The sequence below is a fragment of the Cesiribacter sp. SM1 genome, from assembly GCF_020178975.1.
Classification (GTDB): Bacteria; Bacteroidota; Bacteroidia; order Cytophagales; family Cyclobacteriaceae; genus Cesiribacter.
Genome location: NZ_JAHXBU010000038.1, coordinates 61,518 through 81,516, shown reverse-complemented (window position 1 = coordinate 81,516; position 19,999 = coordinate 61,518). Strand labels below are relative to the sequence as shown.

At 47.5% G+C, this 19,999-nt stretch carries 19 protein-coding genes; 6 read left to right on the top strand and 13 right to left on the bottom strand.

All coding sequences use genetic code 11. From position 1 onward, the window contains the following. Positions 1–179 precede the first annotated feature (179 nt). On the top strand, positions 180–1,358 hold the full coding sequence (locus KWJ01_RS04360; protein ID WP_224995204.1) for an acetyl-CoA C-acyltransferase: 1,179 nt from the start codon (positions 180–182) through the stop codon (positions 1,356–1,358). Positions 1,359–1,689: 331 nt separating this feature from the next. On the opposite strand, the gene floA is transcribed toward KWJ01_RS04360, so the two are convergent. From floA to proS, 3 genes are all read right to left on the bottom strand, one after another. Beyond that, entirely contained in the window at positions 1,690–2,697 is a 1,008-nt protein-coding gene (floA, locus tag KWJ01_RS04355) for a flotillin-like protein FloA (RefSeq protein ID WP_224995203.1), read from the bottom strand. A 1-nt stretch (position 2,698) separates the two neighbouring features. Beyond that, positions 2,699–3,175, bottom strand: coding sequence for an NfeD family protein (locus KWJ01_RS04350; RefSeq protein ID WP_224995202.1), 477 nt, complete (start codon positions 3,173–3,175; stop codon positions 2,699–2,701). Between the two features lie 129 nt (positions 3,176–3,304). Then, complete coding sequence (proS, locus tag KWJ01_RS04345; RefSeq protein ID WP_224995201.1) at positions 3,305–4,795, bottom strand: proline--tRNA ligase; 1,491 nt, start codon at positions 4,793–4,795, stop codon at positions 3,305–3,307. Positions 4,796–4,930: 135 nt separating this feature from the next. On the opposite strand from proS, the gene KWJ01_RS04340 reads away from it, so the two are divergent. Further along, positions 4,931–6,613, top strand: a complete 1,683-nt coding sequence (locus tag KWJ01_RS04340; protein ID WP_224995200.1) for a hypothetical protein — start codon at positions 4,931–4,933, stop codon at positions 6,611–6,613. A 25-nt stretch (positions 6,614–6,638) separates the two neighbouring features. Beyond that, positions 6,639–8,183, top strand: a complete 1,545-nt coding sequence (locus KWJ01_RS04335) for an OmpP1/FadL family transporter (protein WP_224995199.1) — start codon at positions 6,639–6,641, stop codon at positions 8,181–8,183. A gap of 55 nt (positions 8,184–8,238) precedes the next feature. Here the strand turns inward: KWJ01_RS04335 and KWJ01_RS04330 are convergent, their stop codons facing one another. Genes KWJ01_RS04330 through KWJ01_RS04315 form a run of 4 tightly spaced genes read right to left on the bottom strand, consistent with a single transcriptional unit; the run spans position 8,239 to position 11,472 of the window. Further along, on the bottom strand, positions 8,239–8,769 hold the full coding sequence (locus tag KWJ01_RS04330) for a shikimate kinase (RefSeq protein ID WP_224995198.1): 531 nt from the start codon (positions 8,767–8,769) through the stop codon (positions 8,239–8,241). Next, positions 8,766–9,827, bottom strand: coding sequence for an ABC transporter permease (locus tag KWJ01_RS04325; protein ID WP_224995197.1), 1,062 nt, complete (start codon positions 9,825–9,827; stop codon positions 8,766–8,768). Before KWJ01_RS04325 ends, KWJ01_RS04330 begins: the two co-directional genes overlap by 4 nt. Before the next feature lie 3 nt (positions 9,828–9,830). Beyond that, complete coding sequence (locus KWJ01_RS04320) at positions 9,831–10,928, bottom strand: BT_3928 family protein (RefSeq protein WP_224995196.1); 1,098 nt, start codon at positions 10,926–10,928, stop codon at positions 9,831–9,833. After that, positions 10,915–11,472, bottom strand: a complete 558-nt coding sequence (locus KWJ01_RS04315; protein WP_224995195.1) for a DUF1599 domain-containing protein — start codon at positions 11,470–11,472, stop codon at positions 10,915–10,917. The genes KWJ01_RS04320 and KWJ01_RS04315 overlap by 14 nt, the downstream gene beginning before the upstream one ends. 36 nt (positions 11,473–11,508) lie before the next feature. Here KWJ01_RS04315 and folP point away from each other — a divergent pair, with 36 nt between their 5' ends. Together folP and cdaA are read left to right on the top strand one after the other, a co-directional pair. After that, complete coding sequence (gene folP / locus KWJ01_RS04310) at positions 11,509–12,372, top strand: dihydropteroate synthase (protein WP_224995194.1); 864 nt, start codon at positions 11,509–11,511, stop codon at positions 12,370–12,372. Next, positions 12,369–13,274, top strand: a complete 906-nt coding sequence (gene cdaA, locus KWJ01_RS04305) for a diadenylate cyclase CdaA (protein WP_224995193.1) — start codon at positions 12,369–12,371, stop codon at positions 13,272–13,274. Before folP ends, cdaA begins: the two co-directional genes overlap by 4 nt. On the opposite strand, the gene KWJ01_RS04300 is transcribed toward cdaA, so the two are convergent. The 4 genes from KWJ01_RS04300 to KWJ01_RS04285 are packed head-to-tail and all read right to left on the bottom strand — an operon-like array spanning position 13,271 to position 15,823. Beyond that, a complete protein-coding gene (locus tag KWJ01_RS04300) occupies positions 13,271–13,954 on the bottom strand; it encodes a hypothetical protein (RefSeq protein WP_224995192.1) in 684 nt (227 codons plus the stop codon). The genes cdaA and KWJ01_RS04300 overlap by 4 nt on opposite strands. A 14-nt stretch (positions 13,955–13,968) precedes the next feature. Further along, complete coding sequence (locus KWJ01_RS04295) at positions 13,969–14,391, bottom strand: hypothetical protein (protein ID WP_224995191.1); 423 nt, start codon at positions 14,389–14,391, stop codon at positions 13,969–13,971. 15 nt (positions 14,392–14,406) lie between these two features. After that, on the bottom strand, positions 14,407–15,603 hold the full coding sequence (gene kbl / locus KWJ01_RS04290) for a glycine C-acetyltransferase (protein ID WP_224995190.1): 1,197 nt from the start codon (positions 15,601–15,603) through the stop codon (positions 14,407–14,409). 10 nt (positions 15,604–15,613) lie between these two features. Beyond that, on the bottom strand, positions 15,614–15,823 hold the full coding sequence (locus KWJ01_RS04285) for a hypothetical protein (RefSeq protein WP_224995189.1): 210 nt from the start codon (positions 15,821–15,823) through the stop codon (positions 15,614–15,616). 139 nt (positions 15,824–15,962) lie between these two features. Between KWJ01_RS04285 and KWJ01_RS04280 the strand changes: the two genes are divergently transcribed. Next, positions 15,963–16,922 (top strand): NAD-dependent epimerase/dehydratase family protein, encoded by a 960-nt coding sequence (locus tag KWJ01_RS04280; protein WP_224995188.1) that lies wholly within the window; start codon positions 15,963–15,965, stop codon positions 16,920–16,922. A gap of 125 nt (positions 16,923–17,047) precedes the next feature. Here KWJ01_RS04280 and KWJ01_RS04275 read toward each other — a convergent pair whose 3' ends face one another. Both KWJ01_RS04275 and KWJ01_RS04270 read right to left on the bottom strand, forming a co-directional pair. Beyond that, complete coding sequence (locus KWJ01_RS04275) at positions 17,048–18,106, bottom strand: T9SS type A sorting domain-containing protein (protein ID WP_224995187.1); 1,059 nt, start codon at positions 18,104–18,106, stop codon at positions 17,048–17,050. A gap of 378 nt (positions 18,107–18,484) precedes the next feature. After that, positions 18,485–19,606: a T9SS type A sorting domain-containing protein gene (locus tag KWJ01_RS04270; RefSeq protein ID WP_224995186.1), complete on the bottom strand. Its 1,122-nt coding sequence runs from the start codon at positions 19,604–19,606 to the stop codon at positions 18,485–18,487. Between the last annotated feature and the right edge of the window lie 393 nt (positions 19,607–19,999).

Sequence of the window (19,999 nt, the reverse complement as noted above, 5' to 3'; positions counted from 1 at the left end):
CTATCGCAAACGTTTTAAAGCCGGTGCCAGGGCATTTTCCCGGTGCCGGCTTTTTGTTTATCAGCCCCTTTTTCGATAAATTTGATCAGTTTTTTATCTATCAGTATTTTTTAACCGCCCTGGAAAACAAATGCCCCGCCTGTTAACAGGGGCCATCTAACCAAAAAATTATTTTAGCAATGAAAGAAGTGTATATCGTATCGGCCGTTCGCACACCTATAGGCAGTTTTGGCGGCAAGCTTGCAGGCATGTCGGCAACAGAACTTGGCTCTATTGCCATTAAGTCTGCACTGCAAAAGGTTGGCGTAGAGGCCAAAGATGTAGATGAAGTGATGATGGGTAACGTGGTTTCTGCAAACCTGGGACAGGCACCAGCCCGACAGGCTGCGGTGGGTGCCGGCTTGGGTTACAATGTTCCCTGCACCACTATTAACAAGGTTTGTTCCAGTGGTATGAAAGCAGCCATGTTTGGCGCCCAATCCATCATGCTGGGCCAAAACGATGTAGTTGTGGTAGGCGGCATGGAAAGCATGAGCAACATCCCTTTCTATGTGCCTAATGCACGCTGGGGCTACAAGTACGGCAATGGAGAGCTGGTAGACGGCCTGGCAAAGGATGGGCTGTTTGAAGTGTACTATAAATTCCCAATGGGCAACTGCGCCGATAATACGGCTAAGGAAATGTGCATCAGCCGTGAGGCACAGGACGAGTACGCCATCAAGTCTTATAAGAGAGCTGCCGAATCGTGGGAGAAGGGCTATTTCAAAGATGAGGTAATTCCTGTGGAAATTCCTCAGCGCAGAGGTGAACCGGTCATCATGGACAAGGATGAGGAGTTCACCAACGTTCACTTCGATAAAATTCCGGGACTGAAGCCTGTGTTTTCTAAAGAGGGTACTGTTACAGCCGCCAATGCTTCTACCATCAATGATGGGGCTGCAGCCATGGTGCTCATGAGCAAAGAGAAAGCCGATGCCATGGGCATAAAGCCACTGGCCAAGATTCGCGGTTTTGGCGATGCTGCACAAGATCCTATCTGGTTTACCACCTCTCCTGCCCTGGCCATACCAAATGCGCTTAAAATGGCCGGTTTAGGCAAAAACGAGATCGACTACTTTGAGATCAACGAGGCTTTTGCAGCAGTGGCCCTGGCCAACATCCAAAAGCTTGAGCTCGATGCAGATAAAGTAAATGTATTTGGTGGTGCTGTAGCCCTTGGCCACCCACTGGGCGCCAGCGGTGCCCGCATCATGACAACCCTTATTTCAGTACTCAACCAGCGTGATGCCCAGTTTGGTGCAGCCGGTATCTGTAACGGCGGTGGTGGCGCCTCTGCCATTATTCTGGAAAGGGTTTGAAGTCAGAAGATAGAGAATAGAAAATAGATGTTAGAAATGAGAGAGGCTCCACTTAATGGCAGCCTCTTCTTTTTTATTCTTTCCTCCACTGCTACTCCAGCCAAAATCACCCAGGTGCACGCTGCGCTGTTACTACCGCGTCCGCCTCCCGACGGGTGGCAACATTCGTCAAGCCTCCATGTTTGACACATGCATGGATAAATCTAAAAACAACCCAAGAGCCTTTTGCAAGGCTTCCATGCAAAGGAAGTGGGCAAGACAATGAAAAAGGAAAGGCTGCCTGTCTGGGCAGCCGCTCATAATTCTATCTTCTATCTTCTATCTTCTTCCCCTACTCGTCATCTTCATGCCTGCGACCTATTTCTCCGGTACCTTCCTGTCCTTCACCACTGATGCTCTGGCGCATACCGGTATCGGCCTGGATGTTCTGCATTTTGTAGTAATCCATAATACCTAAGTTTCCGTTTCTGAAAGCTTCGGCCATGGCAAGCGGCACTTCAGCTTCAGCCTGGATCACATTAGCTCTTGCTTCCTGCGACTTCGCCTTCATCTCCTGTTCATGGGCTACGGCCATTGCCCGGCGTTCTTCTGCCCTGGCTTCCGCTACTTTAAGGTCGGCATTGGCCTGATCTATCTGCAGCTTGGCACCTATGTTGGTACCCACGTCTATATCGGCAATGTCGATAGAAAGAATCTCGAAGGCAGTTCCTGCATCCAAACCGCGCTGCAGCACCAGCTGGCTTATTTTATCAGGATTTTCCAGCACTGCTTTATGCGAGGTAGCAGAACCGATGGAGGTCACGATACCCTCACCTACCCGGGCTAAAATGGTTTCTTCGCCGGCACCACCCACCAGCTGCGCAATATTGGCCCGCACGGTTACCCGCGCCTTTGCCACCAGCTGAATACCATCCTGCGCTACGGCAGCCACCGAGGGGGTATTGATCACTTTAGGATTTACTGAAATCTGCACCGCCTCAAACACATCACGACCAGCCAGGTCAATGGCCGTGGCCTGCTTGAAGGTTAACCTGATGTTTGCTTTATCGGCAGAAATAAGTGCTTTGATGACCGTAGGCACATTACCACCAGCCAGGTAGTGGGTTTCCAGCTCACTGGAAGTAATCTCGCTCAGGCCGGCTTTCTGTGCTGTAATCAGCGATTCAACAATCAGGCGGGGCGATACTTTACGGATACGCATGAAAACAAGCTCAAACAGGTTAATTCTAACACCTGAAAAGCGTGCCGTAATCCAGAGATTAATGGGCACAAAATAGAAAAAGATCATAATGGCCACCACAATGGCTATGATCACAAACACCAGCGCTAAATTTTCCATGCTATTGATAAATCGTTAAAGGTTCTACAAATATGGTTCGGTCTTCTACCCTGCTCACCCGAACCGGTGTACCTACCTCCAGGTGCTGTCCATGAGAGCGTACTTCATACACCACTCCATTGAACTCTGCATTGCCTGAAGGCCTAAGATTAGAAACTGTTACTCCCCTGGCGCCTACCTGCACCATTACATCATCTTCATTCACCCTGCTGTTTATTGATTTATCGAGTGAGAAGTTTTGCCATGATTTGTTCCTTATCGACAGCAGCACACTGGCAATTGCAGCAATAGAGGTGCCTATCAACAGCCACAGGCCAACTTCGGCTCCATAGGCGCTAAAGCCCAGAAACACCCCCAGGCCTGCAAAAGCAACACCTAAAATACCAACAAGGGTGGTACCCGGAATAAAGATAACTTCTGCCACCAGCAGGGCCAGGCCCAGCAGTATCAGCACTATAATAGCTATGAGGGTAAGCATACCGCTTCTTGGGTAATTAATCTGAAAGATACAGTTCTAACGTTAAAACCCAAAAAGCGGCGGATAATCCCATGCTATCTCAGCAAAAAAGCCAGCAAAGGCTGGCTTACTTATCAGGATTATGAAAAATTAATATGCCCGGGCAAATACCACGCGCTGCCGCGATGGTTTACCGGTATAAACGCATACACCTTCTTCTTCAACAGCATCGAGCTGGCCTGCCAGCGGAATGCAGCGAATAGTCGCTTTGGTCTCTTCCTTAATCTTTTCTTCTGTTTCGGCAGTGCCATCCCAGTGGGCAAGCAGAAAGCCGCCTTTATCATCAAGCACCTGCTTAAACTCATCCCAGCTGTTTACCACATGGGTATTCTCCTGGCGGAACTTAAGTGCTTTCTGGTATATGCTCTGCTGAATGTCAGCCAATAGCTGCTCAATATAATCCGGGAGGTTTTCATCTAGCGCAACCACTGTTTTCTCACCGGTATCGCGGCGGGCAACCTCTACCGTACCTTTTTCCATGTCTTTAGGACCAATCGCCAGGCGCACAGGCACCCCTTTTAATTCCCATTCGGCAAATTTAAAGCCCGGGCGTTCAGTATCACGATCATCGTAACGCATGCTGATGCCTTTAGCCAGCAGCGCGCTTTTTATTTCTGCTACTTTTTCGCCAATAAGCTGCAGCTGCTCTTCTCCCTTATAGATAGGCACAATTACCACCTGGGTAGAAGCCAGCTTTGGTGGCAGCACCAGCCCCTGGTCGTCGGAATGTGCCATGATGAGCGCTCCCATCAGGCGGGTGCTAACACCCCATGAGGTTCCCCATACCAGTTCCAGCCCCCCTTCCTTGGTTGCAAACTTTACATCAAATGCTTTGGCAAAATTCTGGCCCAGGAAATGGCTTGTACCTGCTTGCAGGGCTTTACCATCCTGCATCAGTGCTTCTATGCAATAGGTATCTTCTGCACCGGCAAAGCGCTCGCTTTCGGTTTTCACCCCCCTGATTACCGGCATAGCCATCCATTCTTCAGCAAAACGCGCATAAATATCCAGCATCTGACGGGTTTCTGCTATGGCCTCCTGTGCTGTAGCATGAGCGGTGTGCCCCTCCTGCCATAAAAATTCGGCTGTACGCAAAAAGAGCCTTGTACGCATTTCCCAGCGCACCACGTTAGCCCACTGGTTAATGAGCAGGGGCAGATCGCGGTACGACTGTATCCAGTTTTTGTAGGTGCTCCAGATAACAGTTTCAGAAGTTGGCCGAACAATAAGCTCTTCTTCCAGTTTTGCTTCTGGGTCAACAATAACCCCACTGCCATCTTCTGCGTTCTTTAAACGGTAGTGTGTTACAACAGCACACTCCTTGGCGAAACCCTCTACGTGACTTGCTTCGCGGCTTAAGTATGACTTTGGAATGAAGAGCGGAAAGTATGCGTTTACGTGGCCTGTTTGCTTGAACATCCGATCGAGCTGATCGCGCATGGCCTCCCAAATACCAAAACCGTAGGGCTTGATTACCATACAGCCCCGCACTCCGGAGTTCTCTGCTAGATCGGCCCGTTTTACCAATTCATTGTACCAAAGGGAATAATCTTCGCTTCTTTTTGGAATAGCCTTGCTCATGAACTTGTATTGGTATGATTATTGTTGTATTAAATTTAGTTCTAAGACTAGCAAATATAGTTAGTTGCCGGGGCAAATATCTATTTTTATATGAAGCACGTTTAGTAAATTAAGGACAATTTTAACGGCAAACCTATGAAAGCTCTCACATATACCCTATCCCTACTGCTGTCTGTAACGCTGATAAGTGGTTGTTCCAACAATCAGTATGCCCAACAGGAGTATGACGACATGTATTTTACTGCTCAGGACCGCGAAAAGGAAATTGCAGCAGAACAAGCCCGGCTGGAGGCCCGCAGGCAGGCACAGTTAGAACAGCAACAACAAAGAGAAGCTGCCGCTGCCGAGCGCAGCAAAAATGCTTACGATGAGTACGATACACAAGCTGCCCGGGAGCTAAATCCTGATGCAGCAGCTACCTATGGTACCGAATCTGAAGAACAGTATTACGAAGAAGAATATTATACCGAAGAGCAAGCAGCTACTGCCGGCTCAGGTACAAACGTTTACAACAACTATTACTATAATAACAGGCCTGTTTATGACCCCTGGATGTACGACCCCTACGGGTATGCAGCAAGCCCTTGGGCCAGAAACTCTTACTGGGGCCGCCCGGGCTGGGGTAGCGGCTTCTCTATAAGCTTCGGCATGGGCTGGAACTCATGGGGCTCCTTTTGCGATCCTTTCTGGGATCCATGGTGCGGAAGCAGCGCTTACTACTACAACGCTTATCGTCCTGCCTGGGCCTGGAATGGCTGGGGCTACCAAAACCCTTATGCACATGGCTACCGCAACGGCTTTTATGATGGTTATTACGGACGCCGCAACTACTGGGGCGCCTACTACCCAAGCACTGTTGTTGTAGTGAACAGCGACAACAATGCCAGACGTAATGTAACCTATGGCCCGCGCGCAAGCCGCTCTATGGCAGTTGCCGATATGGGCGTAGGCTCACGTGCCGCTAACAACCAGGGACTTCGTGAAGAGCGTCGTCAGCGTATTGAAAGCGATGCTGACCGCAGCCGCGGCATTATTAATGGCAGCCAGCGCTCTGTAAGACCTGCCACAGAAGGCGGCAGAGGACGTGCTGTACCAGCAGATGGAAGGAACCAGCGTACAACTACGCCTACTACCCGCCCGCAGCGTACACCACGTACCGAACCAAGCCGCACTAACGAGGCAAGGCCACAGCGCCAGCCTGCAGAGCGTAGCAGACCACAGGTAAGGCCTTCTACTCCACAGACAAGACCAACGCCTCAGACCCGTCCATCTTCCCCTACACGCGGAAATGGCGGCGGCGCAGCTCCTTCACGTAGCAGAGGTGGCCGTGGTGGCGAACCAATGAGCATCATGGAAGATAACAATCTGAATGAGGGGCGTGCACAACGCCCTTCTTCAGATGTTTCAAGACCGGAAGTAGCAGCCAGCCCGCTTCAAAACCGCGAGCAGGCAGCCCCTGCCGAGCGCAGAAATGAAGCAGTAGTGGAGCGTAACAGCTACACCAGGCCCCAAAGACCTGAGCGCCGTGTAGAAGACCGCCAGTACAGCTCACCTGCTCCTGAAAGAGCTACCCGTTCGGCAATACAAGACCGTAATTACAGCACTCCGGCCCGCACACAGCGTAACACCGACTACAACCGCAGCTACTCTGCTCCGGAGCGCAGCTCAAGCCCTTCAAGAAGCTACAGCAGCCCTGCGCCATCAAGCCGTCCGGCACCAGCCATGAGCAACGGAGGCAGCAGCCGCTCTACTTCGGGCAGTTCAAGCCCATCGCGCAGCAGCGATAACGCTCCTTCTCGTAGCCGTAGAGGGAATTAAGTAACCCTTTTTAACCTGATTGATGATGAAAAAGATTTTAGCACTTATATTTTTTAGTGCCGGCTGCTTCTTTGTTTCAACTGAAGGCCAGGCACAGTCTTACAGATACTCCAATGATGCCCTGCGGTTTAGCCGTTACAGCCCTGGTGGCACCGCCCGTATTGTAGGCATTGGCGGCGCACAGGTAGCCTTGGGGGGCGATATAAGCTCTGCCTACAGCAACCCCGCAGGCCTGGGTTTTTACAACCGTTCGGAGTTAAGCATTAGCCCAATATTTAACAACAGCGTAAACGATGCCTATTACCTGCCTCCGGGTGGTACACAGCAATCCAATACCCCCAGCACCTACGACTACCGCAGCAGGCTGGGCATAGGCAGCATTGGCGCTGCTTTTAACTGGAATAAAAAAGGAGAAGACAGGAATGGCGTGGTGAGTAATACATTTGCCATTACCTATCAGCAAACAAACAACTTCCACGACCGCATAACCTTTGAGGGTAATAACCCTACAAATACTTTTGTAGATATTTTCGATCTTGGCACCATTCAGTCTTTAGATGTTCTGGAAAATCCGGTTGGGCTTACCCGCCTTGCCTACGATGCCTACCTGATTGACATCTATGAGGGCGAAAATGAAGATGGCAGCCTGTATCATTATTACGACACCGAGCAGCCACTTCCCGATGCCGACTATCCTATTATGCAGCGTGAGGCGATTGAAACCTCTGGCTCGCAAGGCCAGGTTAATTTAGCATACGGCGCCAATATTGCCGATAAGATCTATGTTGGTGGTGGCATTGGCATTACCTCGCTGGAGTACCGTTTTGTTTCCCGCTACCAGGAGGTGGTACCGGAACAGCTTTACCAGGATTTCCCCGACGAAGCACCAAACAACCGCTTTGTATTTGAAACCGATCGCCTTACCACCGGCAGCGGCATCAATGCTACACTAGGTATTATAGCGCGCCCAATCTCTGCTATTTCTATTGGTCTTTCGTACCAGACGCCCACGCACTATGAAATATCAGAAGATGAACAGCTAAACCTAACCACCTATTTCAGGGATACCCAGAGCAGTGAGCAGGGGCAAATGTTAAACACCTGGGATTACAGGCTTAAAACGCCGGGCAGACTAACCGCGGGAGCTGCTTTCTTTGTTGAAAAATGGGGATTCCTCACTGCCGACATAGAGTATGTTAATTACAGCAACGCACGGCTCACAGACGACTACGGCGTAATGGGCCCGGATAACGATGCAATCAGGCAGGATTACCAGTCAGTGATCAACTACAGGCTTGGTGCCGAGCTACGGTACAACATTCTTCGCCTAAGAGCAGGCTTTGCGCATATGGCAAATCCATATAATTTTAACCTGATGACGGATGCCAGCACCAATACATTTTCTGTTGGTGCCGGGGTAAGGGTACAGCGTTTCTTTGCCGATCTTGCTTTAAGTCAGCAGCGCCGCGACTCTTCCTACCAGCCATACGAGCTGGAAGATGCGGCCCCTGTTGTTAATATTGAAAACAGGCTTACTTCAGCCATGTTAACCCTCGGATATAACTTCTAAGGAAATTCAGAATTACTGTATACACAAAAGAGCTGCCCAACCCAGGGTAGCTCTTTTATTTATTCAGAAGGGGGAGTAGCTGAAGGGCCAGCTCCTCTGCAGTTTGGGCTTCTTTAACACTTAGTTTTATATCGGCCTGCTGGTAATAGAAGATTCTCCAGCCAAATTTTTCCTCAAGAGACCGGCTCATCGAGTCAAGACTTACCCCCGTAAGCAAGGGCCGCTGTCCGGGCTGCCCTGAAAGGCGTTGGGCCAGCAGGGGCCACGGCACCTCGAGGTATATACTTTGCGCCAGCCGTTTAATGTACTGCATATTATCAAAGAAACAGGGAGTGCCGCCACCTGTAGCCAGTACCATGGCATTGGTACTGCTTAGCACATCTTTCAGCAGCCCCGACTCCTGCTGCCGGAAATAGGCCTCTCCCCTGCTTTCAAATAACTGGGATATGGTGGCGCCTTCCTGCTCCTCCAGCAGCACATCCAGATCATTGAAGGAGAGATTCAGCTTTTGCGCCAATACATTTCCCAGCGTTGTTTTACCGCTGCCAGGCATGCCAAGCAATACAATTAGGGGCTTATTGCTCATGAATTCAGGCGAACACGCGGGTCTAAAGCCGCATATAAAACATCTACAAATATGTTTACCACTACAAATATGGCAGCAATAAAGAGCGTGGAGCCCATCACAACGGGAAAATCCAGGCTTTGCACCGCTTTAAGTGTAACAAAGCCAAGGCCCTTCCAGTCAAAGATTAACTCAACAAAAAACGCACCCGCCATAAGAGATGCCAGCCAGCCCGATACAGCCGTTAGCACCGGGTTAAGGGCATTTTTTAGTGCGTGCTTACCAATCACCCTGTAGTACCGCAGGCCTTTTGCCCGGGCGGTGCGAATGTAATCCTGCGAGAGCACCTCCAGCATTGAGCTCCGTGTTAACTGTGTAATAATAGCCAGTGGCCGAAGTCCCAGTGTAAAAGCAGGCAAAATAAGATTTTCTATGTGAAGGGTGCGTCCGTAAAAAGGATGGTTCACCCACAGCTGACCCGTAAGATTCAGCCCGGTATAATCGCTTAGATAATAACCAAACACCATTGCTATTACAATGGCCGATACAAAAGAGGGCACCGATATACCCAGCACCGATGTGGTGATGATAAAATGATCGGCAAAGGTATTCTGCTTAAGGGCAGCAACCACACCAAAGACTATACCCAGCACCGTAGCAAAGGCCATAGCAGCCAGTGCCAGCCAAAGTGTGCTCTCAACATTCTCCAGCAATATTTCAGAAACCTCTTTATTGCTCTGAAAAGACCTGCGCAAGTAAGGCGTTTTTAGCGCCAGCACTTCTTCCTCTCCTACTGATGTAAGCGGAATGTAGCTATACTTTTTTTGGGCTTCTTCTCCCTTTTCGTGAATAGCCAGGGGCGAGAGGTCTTTCATGTACAACTTCAGCTGCTCAGCCAGGGGCTTATCCAGCCCAAGCTCCTTTTGAATGGCTTCACGTGTAGCAACATCAGTGCGCTGTCCGGCCATCATAGAAACAGGGTCTCCGGGCAGGGCATGAAAGAGAAAGAAGACTACCAGCACTACGCCCAGCAACACAAGAAAACCATAGCCCAAGCGCCGGCCTACAAAGCTAAGCATAGACTAGCGGTTCAGTAGTTTCAATACTTCCGTTGCTTCGGGCGTATCATTGTGGTGCCATTTTTCTACCACTGTTCCATCCTGAAGCAGCACCAGGCCTGGGTTTGAACGCATAATGGTTTTCAGGAGCGTTGCATCTGCAAAAGCATAGGGTATTGCAATCTGATGCTCGTGCCGGAAAGCTTCATAAGAAGCCTCGTCAGAGGAAGTCACAACCAGGGCATCGGCACGTCCGCCCAGGCTCTGGGCCAGGCGTCTGATTGCAGCCAGGTTATCTGTATCTGCTTTTTCTACCTTATGCACAATAATGAGCAGCTTTTTACCCTGCAGCACCTGCTCTGTGAGGTCACCTTCATTATTCCATATGCTGAAATCAGTTATTTTAGGCGCTGCCTCGGGGTTTAGCAGCCTGATATCCTTATACTCATAACCTTCTGAAGCATCGGGGTACTCAGATAGTTCATAATCTCTGCCTCCCTTTGCCATAATATAAGTATAGCGGTAGGGCTCTGTTGGCTGCATGGCTGTGGGTATGTGTACACCCTCTTTGTAAGCCCTGAAATCGATGAATGGCAGGTGCTCAATAGCAACAAAGGCTATAGCAATACTGATAAGACCGGAAGTAAGCACCCACAAACCGGCACCAGGAGATGGGTGGGGCTGCGGATCCTTCCTGTAGGCTACGAACAGAATAAGTATAAGCACCAGCAGCACCAGGTCTTTCATAAAGCTTTGCCAGGGGGTTAGCACCAGCGCATCGCCAAAGCAGCCGCAGTCGGTTACTTTACCGGTAACGGCAGAAAATAAGGTGAGTGCTGTAAAGAACACAATGGTTACCAGCAGCACAGCAGTGGTAATTTTAGGCCTGAACTTTAGCAGCAGAGCCACCCCCAGCACTACCTCCAGTACACTAAGTACAACAGAAAGTACCAGTGCCGTGGGCACCAGTGCATGAAAGGCCGGGCTAAAGGTTGAGGCAAAAACTTCAAAATACTCTTCCAGCTTAATTTGAGTACCTACCGGATCATTAATCTTGATCAAGCCGGAAATAATAAATAAAACGCCCACAAACCAGCGGGCTATGAGCCTAAGCAATGTCATGTTCGGATTCTTTTGATAGAATTAACGCAAACACAGAGTAGTTTAACATATCCTGGTAATTGGCCTGTACGCCTTCAGAGATAAGCGTTTTACCCTGGTTGTCTTCAATCTGCTTTACCCGCAGCAATTTCATCAGAATAATATCGGTAATGGAGCTAACGCGCATGTTACGCCAGGCCTCCCCGTAATCGTGATTCTTGTTGGTGAGTAACTGCAGCGTTTGGTCTACCCATTTATCATACAGGGGCTCCAGCTCCTCATAAGAAAGCTCCAGCCGTTCTTCCCGGGCAAGGTCTATCTGAATGAGTGCTATAATGCAATAATTGATGATACCCACAAACTCTCCTTCCACGGCATCTTCTACCTTTTGCGTGCCTTTTTCCTGAATGGAACGGATGCGCTGGGCTTTGATGTAGATCTGGTCTGTGATGGACGGCAGGCGCAGAATACGCCAGGCGGTACCATAATCTATGGTTTTCTTTCTGAAGATTGATTTACAATCCCCGATAACTTGCTTATATTCGCTGACAGTCTTTTCGATCAAGGCAAACAGGATTAAATTACGGCCGGAGGCCCTCTTTTGGAAGCGAAAGATACACCATTTTCAACAGATTACACACTCAATTTCCGCGGAAAACTGCTCTCTCTCTTACATCCGCGCGTAATGGGTATTCTCAACATCACACCAGATTCTTTCTATGCCGGCAGCCGTGTTATGGATGAAAAGGCGCTGCTTGAGCAGGCCTCCCGAATGCTGGCCGATGGTGCCGATCTGCTCGATATTGGTGGTTACTCCACAAGACCTGGTGCTGCAGAAGTTTCAGAAGAAGAAGAGCGAAAGCGTGTAAGCTGGGCTGCATCCTTGCTGATCAGGGAATTTCCGGATGCGCTCATCTCGGTAGATACTTTTCGTGCTTCCGTAGCCAAAGCAGGTGTAGAGGCAGGTGCCTGCATGATTAATGATGTAGGGGGCGGTACGCTTGATGCGCAGATGTTTGAAATGGTGGCCAGCCTCCAGGTGCCTTACGTGCTGATGCATATGCGTGGCACACCTCAAACCATGACAGGCCTTAACCAGTATGATGATTTAGCAAAAGAAATTATCGATTATTTTGCTGTAACGCTCAACAAATTAAGACAATTAGGGGTAAAAGATATTGTAGCTGATCCCGGGTTTGGCTTTGCCAAAAACATTCAGCAAAATTATATATTGCTCAATCGAATGCGGCTCCTGAAGGCGCTGGACGTACCACTGTTGGTGGGGATTAGCCGCAAATCACTGATCTGGAAAAGTCTGGGTATTTCGCCCGAAGAAGCCGGCAACGGCACTACTGTGTTGAATACAATTGCACTTGACAGAGGTGCTTCCATTTTACGTGTACATGATGTAAAGCAGACGGTGGAAACAGTTAAATTGTGGAGATTAACTAAAGCAAACGCTTGATACTAGGTTTTAATATAGGTTTTCTGGAGGTGGACTTTGTCGACATACTCGACATTGCCCTGGTAAGCTTCCTGTTGTACCAGGTGTACAAGCTTATGCGCGGCAGTGTGGCCGTAAAGATTTTTCTGGGTTTCCTCTCGCTGTATCTTCTTTACCTGGTAGTAAATGCCCTGGAAATGGAGCTGCTCTCCAACATTCTGGGGCAGTTTATGGGTGTTGGTTTTCTGGCAGCCATCATTCTGTTCCAGCAGGAAATCAGGAAGTTCCTCTTCATGATTGGCCGCACCACTATTTTTAACCGTGAGAATATTTTCAAAGGCCTGCCCTGGCGCAAGAACAACCGTGTTGCCGACCTCAACATCACGCCTATTATTGAAGCTGCCAAATCATTAGGCGCCACGAATACGGGCGCTCTTATTGTAATCAGCAAAAGCTCTGAACTTAAATTTTATGCCGAATCCGGCGACCGGATTGATGCTGTGATCAGCAAAAGGCTGCTGCTTAGCATCTTTAATAAGTACAGCCCGCTGCACGATGGCGCTGTAATCATTTACAACAAACGTGTGGAAGCAGCCCGCTGTATATTACCGGTAACCGAAAGGGAAAACCTGCCCGCACAGTTTGGCCTTCGCCACCGGGCAGCTATTGGTATGTCTGAAGCTACGGATACGCTGGTACTGGTTGTTTCTGAAGAAACAGGAAAGATCTCTACGGTACGCAATGGCATCATTCACCATAACCTCTCCCCGCAGGAGCTTAGGTCTAAAATAAATACCTATCTGTACGAGCAGGAAGATGATGATGACACGCCGGTTAAAAAGAAAAAGAAAGGCGTTAATTCTACCACCGGTGAGGCAGCTTCTACTACCAGCACAAGCACCTCAACTTCTACACAACCTTAAAGCAGGCGGTAAAACAGGTAAAAATAAGCACCCGGAATAATTTTACGTGCCTTGATACTATTTCGGATCCCGCTAAAGAATGGCCGTGGCATATACCCCCCCATTCCGGGAACTGCATGCGCAGGATGCCGTGGGTTGGCTGGCTCATGCAGCAGGATACTTTGCTGCAAATGCAGCTGAAATGCTACTTTGCCTAAATCAGCAAAAAGCCCCTGCCTGAACTCAAAAGCAGCTGCCCACGTCTGGTTTTCAAGTTCTTCGGTATACCGGTTACCAGGCCTTTGCCCCTCAAAAAGTTCTGAAGTGTAGCTGTATTGGAGCATCCCTTTTTCCGTGAAGTTTGCCAGACTCAGCCCACCGCCTAAGCGAAAGCCCGAATTTGCTTCCTTCTTGAAGTTCAGGTTAAGTTCGGCGCCACCCTTAACATACCAACCCTGGCTGGAGTAATCATACAAGTTTTTAAAAAGAGTGTCCCGGGTAATCTTCATCAGTCCGCCTGCTCCCCATACCGTAGCATACCTGCTTAAGTTAAGTACCACCATGGGCTGCAAAGAATAGCCACCTCTAGCAGGATGCGCGAATGTGCTGGGTATTTCCAATCCAATCCACAGCCGCTTTCTGTTAACCGATGTTGTATCCTGTCCGCTGGCCTTCAGGCTTACCAACCCCATCAACAACATGAAAAATAAAATAGCTATTCTGTAACTATAACGGTCCATGAGGAACTGTTGTCCTGAATTTGAACATCAGAAAAAGTGGATTCCGGCAGTACCCTCACATTTCTAAGCTCCATGAAAAACCCGCAGCCTGTATCTTCAAAATCAGATATTCTATCGTAGGTCAGGGCGAGGCGCCAAATCTTACCCCTCATATCCAGGAATTCATATACTGTGGTATCGGAGTTCAGCGCAAAAGGTAGTTGAAGTATTTCATTACTCCAGATGCGCCTGCCTTCAAGCAAATCGCTTCTCAATACATAGCTCCTCTCCTGCTGGAACTGCATTACAACCTGCAGGAGAGGCAGTTCTTCGGAGCGGCATGGATCGCAGCTATTACACAGAAAAGCAATGACTGGTAACAGTACCAGCCATTGCAGTTTTTTTATTTCCTGGAGCATGCACTAATATTATGCTTATTTCAGCACTCCCAGTTCTCTGCCTACTTCGGTAAAGGCCTCAATGGCTTTATCCAGGTGCTCCTGCTCATGTACTGCAGAAATCTGCACGCGTATACGTGCCTGCCCCTGCGGTACCACCGGGTAGTAGAATCCTATTACATAGATGCCTTTTGCCAGCAGGCGTTCTGCAAACTGCTGGGCCAGCGGGGCTTCATATAGCATGATGGGTACAATGGGATGCTCACCAGGCTTGATATCGAAACCAGCTTCGGTCATTTTCTGCCTGAAGTACTGCGTGCTGTTCATTAGCTTATCACGCAGCTCTGTGGTGCTGCTTAGCAAATCAAACACAGCAATAGAAGCGCCTACAATGGCAGGTGCCAGGGAGTTGGAAAACAGGTACGGCCTGGAGCGCTGCCGCAGCATTTCAATAATTTCCTTGCGGCCGGTGGTAAAGCCTCCAAGAGCGCCTCCCAGGGCCTTGCCCAGCGTACCTGTGATGATATCAATTTTACCGATCACATTACAGTGCTCATGCACACCACGGCCGGTATTGCCCATAAAGCCTGTGCTGTGGCTTTCGTCCGACATCACCAGTGCCTTGTATTTTTCGGCCAGGGCTACAATTTTATCGAGTTGCGCAATGGTGCCATCCATAGAAAAAACGCCATCAGTCACAATAATTTTCTGAACGGCTCCTGCGGCATCTGCTTCCTGCAGCTGTTTTTCCAGGTCGGCCATGTTGTTGTGCTTATAACGGAAGCGCTTTGCCTTGCACAGGCGCACCCCATCGATGATGGAGGCATGGTTCAGCTCATCAGAGATGATGGCATCGTCCGGACCAAAGAGGGGCTCGAACACCCCGCCGTTTGCATCAAAAGCAGCTGCATACAAGATAGTATCTTCGGTACCTAAAAAGTTAGCAATACGCTGCTCCAGTTCTTTGTGTATATCCTGGGTGCCGCAGATAAAGCGTACCGACGACATTCCATAGCCATGGGTATCGATGGTGCGCTTGGCAGCCTCCAGCACCACCGGGTGCGACGACAGGCCCAGGTAGTTGTTGGCGCAGAAGTTAATTACTTCGGTGCCTGCAGTAGTTTTGATATCGGCGCCCTGTGGCGTGGTGATGATGCGTTCGCTTTTATACAGGCCAGCCTGTTTTATCTTTTCCAGCTCCTGCTGCAGCACCGGTTTGAGGGTATCGTACATAGTTTGAATTTTAAGATTTCTTGTTTTCAGAAATAGGTAAAAGTGGATAGCTTCTGCGGATATCGTTTATCAAAAAAAGTTTGTGAGCAGTAAAACTATCCGGATGCATCTGCATAAACTGCCGCTCAAAATCTGCATACTGCTGGGGCGAACCCTTTTGGTATGCACGGGCATCTATTTTTTTCTGTGCCAGATATTCCTGCCAGTTTATTTGTTCCATACCTTACAAATATACACAAGCAGCCACCATTTGCCAGCCAAAGCCAACGACTTGGGGTGGATTTCGTAAATTAATAAAGCCTGTGTTTCGGCCGGTTCAAACGTTTTCAATAATTTTGAGCAAATGATATGTAAATAAGATGGAGAAAGTATTGGTGATAGGTGCTAACGGCCAGCTGGGCAGTGAACTAACGGATGCCTTACGCAAAAAATGGGGAACAGCTAATGTAATTGCCTCCGACATTCGCTTACCCCAGCAGCAGGAAACAGACAATCGCTTTGAAATTCTTGATGCGCTGGATAAAGCCGCCCTCTACAGGATTATAGAAAAGGAAGGCATTTCCCAGGTTTATCATTTGGCAGCAGTGCTTTCTGCCAGCGGCGAAAAGAACCCTCACTTTGCCTGGAAGCTCAACATGGAGAGCCTGCTGAATGTACTGGAGGCAGGCCGGGAGCTAAAGATCAGCAAAATTTTCTGGCCCAGCAGCATCGCTATCTTTGGTCCCGACACACCCAAACAGCAGGTACCTCAGCTAACTATCTGCAACCCCACCACCATTTATGGCATCAGCAAGCTTGCCGGAGAGCAGTGGTGTGAGTATTACTGGCGGAACTGGGGTGTAGATGTGCGCAGCCTGCGTTACCCCGGCCTGATTGGCTATAAATCCCTGCCTGGTGGCGGCACCACTGATTATGCCGTAGACATTTACCACAAAGCACTTGAAGGCGATACCTACAGTTGTTTCCTGCAGAAGGGCACCTATCTGCCCATGATGTACATGCCCGATGCCATACAGGCAACCCTTCAGCTAATGGATGCCCCTGCTAACAGCATCAGTGTACGTACCAGCTACAATGTAGGAGCCCTAAGCTTTGCACCGGAAGAAATAGCTGCAGCCATACGCAAATACATTCCGGAGTTCAGAATACAGTACCAGCCCGACTTCCGCCAGAAAATTGCAGACTCCTGGCCCGACAGCATCGACGACAGCCAGGCTAAAAAAGACTGGGGCTGGCAATCCTCCTACTCCCTCGACCGCATGACGGCGGATATCATTGTAAACTTAAAAGTTCTGAAAGAAGAGGGACACTTTGCTTAGAATCAAGTCAGGTGGTGTCATTCTTATGCTTTAATCTGACTCAGCACCAGATCCATCGTATTCAATCTGTAGCAGGAAAACAAAAAAGCCCCGGCAATTGCCGGGGCTTTGCTGTAAAAGACTGGTTACTGAATGACTAATCTTGCTTGCTTTACCTCCAGATGGTTCCAGACCCTTACAACGTATACGCCTGCAGGCAGCGCCGAAGTTGGCAGCCTTAGCTCCTGTTCAGACATTTGTATGCGCATCAGTTCATTCCCTGTTGTAGCTATTATGCTTAGCCAGGTTCCTTCGATAGCTCCAGGATTATTGATAGTAACCAATCCTCCTTTTGCCGGATTAGGATACACCTGCAAATCTCCTTTCATACCAGAATAAGCCAGCGCCATTCCTTTGTATTCAAAGCTATCATCAATATCCGTAGCCTTCAGGCGGTAGTAGTTAGCCCCAAAGCTAGGCTGCATGTCCAGGAAAGAATATGTTTTGGAGCTGTGGCTGTCTCCATTTACATATTCAGTATGAATAGGTGTAAATTCTTTACCATCTGAAGATCTTTCTACTGTATAGTGACTAAAGTTCCATTCTTTGGCAGAGGCCCATTCTAGCTGGATACCTTGATTAGTTGCAGTAGAACGGAAGTACAGGAGTTCTATGGGAAGCATTGTTGGACTACATCCAAGAGGTGAATATTGACAACCACCCCCATATCTAATAGTACTTGCATCAATATAATCTGGACTTCCTAAATTGTCTCTAATTTGCCATCCATTTATAGAAGTTCCTCCAATACTAATCCAATTATTAGTACCTGCATTATTACCACCCCCATTACCATCTGAAGTAATCAAGCCACCATCTCTTATAAAAATTTTTGAATCACCATCCATTGTTAGTCTACCTTCACTGCTGGTGTTTTGTTGAAAATATAAAGTGCCTTTCACAATTAATATTCCATTAAAAGTCCATGAACTACTTATTACTATTCTATGGCCTGCTTCAATAATAATTGTATCAATGGCTGAATTAGGCCTAGTATAAGTGGTCTCAGCTAAAGTAACACTATTCCATGAACCAGCATTACCCCAGTTGCCCGATGCTTTAGATGTCATTACAGATGCTAAAGCATGAATAGTAGTAAAAGTACATGTCAAAATAACTAAGAATGCAATATAATTTTTTTTCATGGAATACTAATTGTAAATGGTAAGGACTATAAAACAAAGCTAAATCCTTCTTTGCAGAAGGAAATTTGCAGATGAACCAAAGCATTACCCATGCATGTTCAAGAAGAAAATAGCAGAAGTTAACGATAAGTCTGTTTTATGGGTCCAGAAGAATTAGTGTTCTAGAAAAGGGCTTTACTGTTTTTTAGAAAAAGGAAGCAGGGAGAAGTCAAAAACGACTATATCATAGTCACCTATAAATCAGCTAGAAGAATTTATTTTTATCCAATTCGACACCAGAAGATATTCTTTTTTTGTCCTTCAAATCTGAACTTAATTTTGATGTAAGATAACACCTAAAAACCCCGGCTTAACCGAGACTTTATAACAAAGGAGCAGTTACTGAACAATTAATCTTGCTTGCTTTACCTCCAACTGGTTCCAGACTTTTACAAGGTACACACCTGATGTTAATACCGATGCAGGTAACCTAAGTTCTTGTTTTGGCATTTGTATGCGCATTAGTTCATTTCCTGTTGTAGATGTTATGCTCAACCAGGTACCTTCAATGGCTCCGGGATTTTTGATGGTGAGCATCCCTCCATTTGAAGGATTCGGGTATAGCTGCAGATTTCCTTTCATGCCTGAATAAACCAGTGCCATTCCTTTATTTTCTGTTGTTCCATCAACATCAGTAGCTTTCAATCTGTAAAAGTTAGCTCCAAAATGGGGCTGCATATCTAAGTATAAGTAGGCCTTGTTACTATGGCTGTCTCCACTTACATATTCTTTATGAATTGGCGTAAACTCCTTACCATCAGTTGATCTCTCTATAGTGTAATGGCTAAAGTTCCATTCTTTGGCAGAGGCCCATTCTAGCTGGATCCCCTGATTTGTTGTAGTTGAGCGGAAGTAGAGTAGTTCTACTGGGAGAGGAGATACACCATTTCTATTGATAAATTGCCAGATATCAAGGTGAGCATTCTTTAAATCCTCTTCATCTTTGAAGGTTGAGCTCTGACATGCTTCGTCGCATTTACTACCATTCACTTTTGTATTATCATTCAGTATTGGATTCGTATATAAATATGTTTCATCACCAGGTGCAATCCTGATTGCTGCATCATTCGCAGTAAAAGCTTTTTGCACAGCTATTATTCCGGCGTTACCTATATCAACACTACCAGAGGCTGTAAAATCTCCAAGTACAATCAAAATGGCATTAGAAGCTATTGAAATTTTGGCACTTCCCCCTAAGGTAAGCGATCCTTCAACAACTAGTATACCTTGGACAATCAAAGTATTATTTCCAGAGACAGAAAGATCTCCTTTAGCAGTAATATAAGCTGTGGAAGTAATGGTAACATTTTCAGTGAAATTCATTCCAGGAGCAGGTCCTAACTTCCATGATGTTGCTGTTGACCAGTCACCAAAATAATTATCCTTGGATTCCTTTTGAGCGAATACTGGCAGCGAGAACAAAAAAAGTAGCAGAAATAAATTTAAGTAATGTTTTCTCATATCTGTTTTCCTAGATTAAGCAAGTAAGATGGAACAAAGCTAAATCCTTCCCAACAGAATGATATTCCTACTAAGGGTTTACCATTACCTAAGCAAGATTAAACACTGAATAGTGGATTTAACGGTGTAGATATATGACACTTCTGCCACAGACTATAGTACTGTATGGCAGGAAAACACACTACCAGTACCACTATTTTAGTACAGCATGAACAAAAAAAGAAAACTTCTTAAGAGTAAGAAAGAGAAGTGAATACCTTTGATCACCTATCAAAGAACGTCAATAAAGTTTATATCTGTAGCTTACTATTCGGCTAGAAATTAGCCAATAGCAAGGATTTACTTAAAGATATACTTTTATAAAAAGCTGATGTAAGATTACAACAAAAAAGC

Bases quoted from the DNA above. Each gene is read 5' to 3' on its own strand.
- KWJ01_RS04270 (WP_224995186.1), bottom strand. From the start codon at position 19,606: ATGAGAAAACATTACTTAAATTTATTTCTGCTACTTTTTTTGTTCTCG.
- KWJ01_RS04330 (WP_224995198.1), bottom strand. From the start codon at position 8,769: ATGAGCAATAAGCCCCTAATTGTATTGCTTGGCATGCCTGGCAGCGGT.
- KWJ01_RS04350 (WP_224995202.1), bottom strand. From the start codon at position 3,175: ATGCTTACCCTCATAGCTATTATAGTGCTGATACTGCTGGGCCTGGCC.
- KWJ01_RS04280 (WP_224995188.1), top strand. From the start codon at position 15,963: ATGGAGAAAGTATTGGTGATAGGTGCTAACGGCCAGCTGGGCAGTGAA.
- floA (WP_224995203.1), bottom strand. From the start codon at position 2,697: ATGGAAAATTTAGCGCTGGTGTTTGTGATCATAGCCATTGTGGTGGCC.
- KWJ01_RS04285 (WP_224995189.1), bottom strand. From the start codon at position 15,823: ATGGAACAAATAAACTGGCAGGAATATCTGGCACAGAAAAAAATAGAT.
- KWJ01_RS04320 (WP_224995196.1), bottom strand. From the start codon at position 10,928: ATGACATTGCTTAGGCTCATAGCCCGCTGGTTTGTGGGCGTTTTATTT.
- KWJ01_RS04340 (WP_224995200.1), top strand. From the start codon at position 4,931: ATGAAAGCTCTCACATATACCCTATCCCTACTGCTGTCTGTAACGCTG.
- KWJ01_RS04360 (WP_224995204.1), top strand. From the start codon at position 180: ATGAAAGAAGTGTATATCGTATCGGCCGTTCGCACACCTATAGGCAGT.
- KWJ01_RS04295 (WP_224995191.1), bottom strand. From the start codon at position 14,391: ATGCTCCAGGAAATAAAAAAACTGCAATGGCTGGTACTGTTACCAGTC.
- KWJ01_RS04325 (WP_224995197.1), bottom strand. From the start codon at position 9,827: ATGCTTAGCTTTGTAGGCCGGCGCTTGGGCTATGGTTTTCTTGTGTTG.
- kbl (WP_224995190.1), bottom strand. From the start codon at position 15,603: ATGTACGATACCCTCAAACCGGTGCTGCAGCAGGAGCTGGAAAAGATA.
- proS (WP_224995201.1), bottom strand. From the start codon at position 4,795: ATGAGCAAGGCTATTCCAAAAAGAAGCGAAGATTATTCCCTTTGGTAC.
- KWJ01_RS04300 (WP_224995192.1), bottom strand. From the start codon at position 13,954: ATGTTGTTGATGGGGTTGGTAAGCCTGAAGGCCAGCGGACAGGATACA.
- KWJ01_RS04275 (WP_224995187.1), bottom strand. From the start codon at position 18,106: ATGAAAAAAAATTATATTGCATTCTTAGTTATTTTGACATGTACTTTT.
- KWJ01_RS04335 (WP_224995199.1), top strand. From the start codon at position 6,639: ATGAAAAAGATTTTAGCACTTATATTTTTTAGTGCCGGCTGCTTCTTT.